General features: G+C 29.2%; 4 protein-coding genes. All 4 read right to left on the reverse strand.

What is annotated here, in order from left to right; genetic code table 11:
* A partial coding sequence (locus AADI82_RS14580; protein ID WP_341217147.1) for a M56 family metallopeptidase occupies positions 1-1601 on the reverse strand: 1601 nt, incomplete at its 3' end.
* Positions 1602-1604: 3 nt separating this feature from the next.
* Positions 1605-1970: a BlaI/MecI/CopY family transcriptional regulator gene (locus tag AADI82_RS14585; protein ID WP_034041747.1), complete on the reverse strand. Its 366-nt coding sequence runs from the start codon at positions 1968-1970 to the stop codon at positions 1605-1607.
* An 81-nt stretch (positions 1971-2051) separates the two neighbouring features.
* Entirely contained in the window at positions 2052-2912 is an 861-nt protein-coding gene (locus AADI82_RS14590; protein ID WP_341217148.1) for a DMT family transporter, read from the reverse strand.
* A partial coding sequence (locus AADI82_RS14595) for a hypothetical protein (RefSeq protein ID WP_341217149.1) occupies positions 2909-3131 on the reverse strand: 223 nt, incomplete at its 5' end. The genes AADI82_RS14595 and AADI82_RS14590, both read right to left, overlap by 4 nt.

The following is a 3131-nucleotide window of genomic DNA, read 5'->3' on the forward strand; positions in this document are numbered from 1 at the left end:
TTTTTTGCTAACTTGTTGTATTCTGCAATTTCTTTTTTAGTTGCTTTTTGTTGAAGTATGCTTTCTTTATTATTTTTCAATTTCTTAACACCATATTTTTCAATTTCTTCATTAGAAAGTGATCTGTAAACTTTATTTAATTGTGCTTTTAAAATACGAAGTTCAGAATCATCTTTTTTACCTGAATTTATATACGCCTTTTCAGCTTTTAAATATTCGTTTTTCAGCTTTTTGTAATTAATTACATTTCTTTTTAAATAACTTTCTTCAAACCCTTTTTTTGTATATAAATGATTTTGATAGGATTGAGGAAACTTTTTGCTTCTAGCATTATTATATACAAAACTACTGGTGTAATATTTAAAATCAGAAGCTTTATAATTGTTTAAAGTTTCATTTGATACATGTTTACCATCAATCCAAATCGCAAATTCCGTTTTGTTTTTCCATGAATTGAATAAGGTTTCGGTCGGTGTTTTTGGTTTTACAGTAGATAAACTATTAAGTGGTGTTTCAGGATATTTTTTAACTGTTGCACGTTGCGCTTCTGTCATAATATAATAAATAGCAATGGCTCTATTTAATTTTGGAGCCCAAATTGTATTTGTTTTTTCAAATTCTTTGATGAATTCTTTATACTCTTTCATCATTGTTTCGGTTGCACCCTTTTTGGTTTCTTGAACAGTTAAAGCTTCAAATGAAGCTATTTCTTTTTCAACAATTTCTTTTTCACTAAAACCATAAATTAATATAGCTAGAATGGGTAAAATAAGTAGTCCTTTAAGCCAATAGGCTTTTTTTGATGTTTTTGTTTTCATAACTGTAAATCGTTTTTTGATTAATGAATAATTGATGGCATTTGCTAGCTGATTAGTTCTAGCATCCCAATAACTATCGGGAGATGAGAATGCGAGTAATATACTTTGATAATTTTTAGTGTCAACACCATGTTTTAAAACCGCTTGATCTGCTAAAAATTCGTGATTAAGTTTAATGTCTTTTTTTATAAAATAAAGTAACGGATTAAACCAAAATACAATTTGAAGAACTTCTAAAAACAAAATATCTAATGCGTGTTTTTGTTTGGCATGGGTTTGCTCGTGTAATAAAACTTCATTAGGAATGAGGTTGTGTTCGTATTTGGTTTTGTTTAAAAAGATGTAATTAAAAAAAGTGTGCGGAGATACTAAACCATTTAATAAAACATTCGTGAATTCATGGTACTGATGCTTTGGGTTGTTTTTAATTCTGGAGAATATAGTTATTAAATTTAGTATAAAGCGAATGCTAAAAAGTAAAACACCGATAACATAAATGATCCATAAAATGGTGGGGATATTATCTTGCCATGTTGAAACATCATCAACAATTAAAGGTTCAGTAGTTGAAAACTCTAATGGTTGAACTGCAATAATATCTTGAATGGATTCTACTTCAATATATTCTGTGAAAGTTATAAACGGAATACCTATAGAAATCAATAAAGCACCCAAAAGATAAAAGCGTTTAAAATGATGGAAGCTTTCCTTTTCAAGATATATCTTGTAAAATACCATAAAAACAGCTAAACAAGCACTGGATTTTAATATGAATAACAACATAATTTACTTCTTTTTAATTTCACTATCAATAAGCGTTTTTAAATGCTCTAATTCTTCTTTTGTAAGATTAGTTTCTTTGGTAAAAAACGATGCAAACTGACTCGCAGAATCGTTAAAAAAGTTTTTGATTAATCCGTTTACATGTTTAGAGAAGTAGTCTTTCTTTTTAACCAAAGGATAATATTCGCGAGATTTTCCATATAAATTATATGCAATAAAACCCTTGTCAGTCATGCGCTTTAAAAGGGTTGCTACGGTTGTGGTTGCTGGTTTAGGTTCTGGATATGCCTCAAGTAAATCTTTCATAAAAGCCTTTTCTAGCTTCCATAAATAATTCATTAAATCTTCTTCGGTTTTTGATAGTTGCATGCTCTACAATATTAGAATTAACTCTACAAATGTAGAATTAATATTTGTATTCTACAAATGTAGAGTGAAAAATTTATAAAATTATGTTTTTTTAGATCGAATACTTTCAATAACCACGGTTGAAAGAATGATAAGCCCGCCAAAAAACGTATTCCAAGTTGGAATTTCATTTAAAAAAAAGAAAGCAATAACAATTCCTAAAATAGGTTGTGTACTACTTATTATACTAGCGGTGCTTACTGTAAAATGTTTTAAGCTATTAACTAACATGGTATGTCCAACGGCTGTAGTAACTACTGCTAAGATAATAACATAAGGAAATTGTATAGAAATACCAGAGGTGTCCATAAAAAATAAAACAGGAGAGAGTACAATACTAATAATACCTATTTGATATAGCATGATGGAAGTGCCATTGTTATTAGTAACTAATTGTTTTGAAATAATATTACGAAGCGCATAAAATAAAGCTGAAGCTAATCCATATAAAATGCCTTTTAAGTGCGTGCTTTCTAAATTAAATTCTGGCGCTAATATATATATGCCGATTAATACCATAACACCGAGTAGTATATAAATGGGGTCGAATTTTACTTTAATAAATAAAGGTTCTAAAAATGCGGTAAGTATCGGGTAAACGAATAACGAAAGCATGCCAATGGCGACGTTTGATAATTTTAAGGCATAGAAATACGTAATCCAATGGGTTGCTAAAAACAAGGCACTTATTATAAAAAGAGCGATTTCTTTTTTTGATTTTATTTTAAGATTGATTTTTTTATATATGCAAAAAGCATAGAGTAAAATAGCAGCAATAATAGAGCGCCACCAAATAATAACTGGAATAGGCATATCGATATATCTGCCTAAAGCTCCAGATGTGCTTATAAAAAGGGTTGCTAATAAAAGTAATAAAAGGTGTTTGCTGTGTTGATTGTTCATTTAGTTACGCCTTTTGTGTTAGCGATTGAAACGGTTAGCTTTTGGTGAGGCGAGCATCGAGCCAAAACTAGTAGTGAAACATTTATGTTCATGAATTCCAATTTATCAAATAATAAACTATGAATAAAAGTGTTACCACCTTTTGCTTTTAGGTAGCAAAAGATGGTAACACCCAAAAAATTACTTTGAAAGCTCTGTAAAATATTTATAAAATAAAGG

It is taken from the genome of uncultured Wocania sp. (genome assembly GCF_964021735.1).
Classification (GTDB): domain Bacteria; phylum Bacteroidota; class Bacteroidia; order Flavobacteriales; family Flavobacteriaceae; genus Wocania_A.

What these genes read in the sequence shown, in the direction of transcription:
- AADI82_RS14590 (WP_341217148.1), bottom strand. Translation starts at nt 2,912, where the DNA reads ATGAACAATCAACACAGCAAACACCTTTTATTACTTTTATTAGCAACC.
- AADI82_RS14585 (WP_034041747.1), bottom strand. Translation starts at nt 1,970, where the DNA reads ATGCAACTATCAAAAACCGAAGAAGATTTAATGAATTATTTATGGAAG.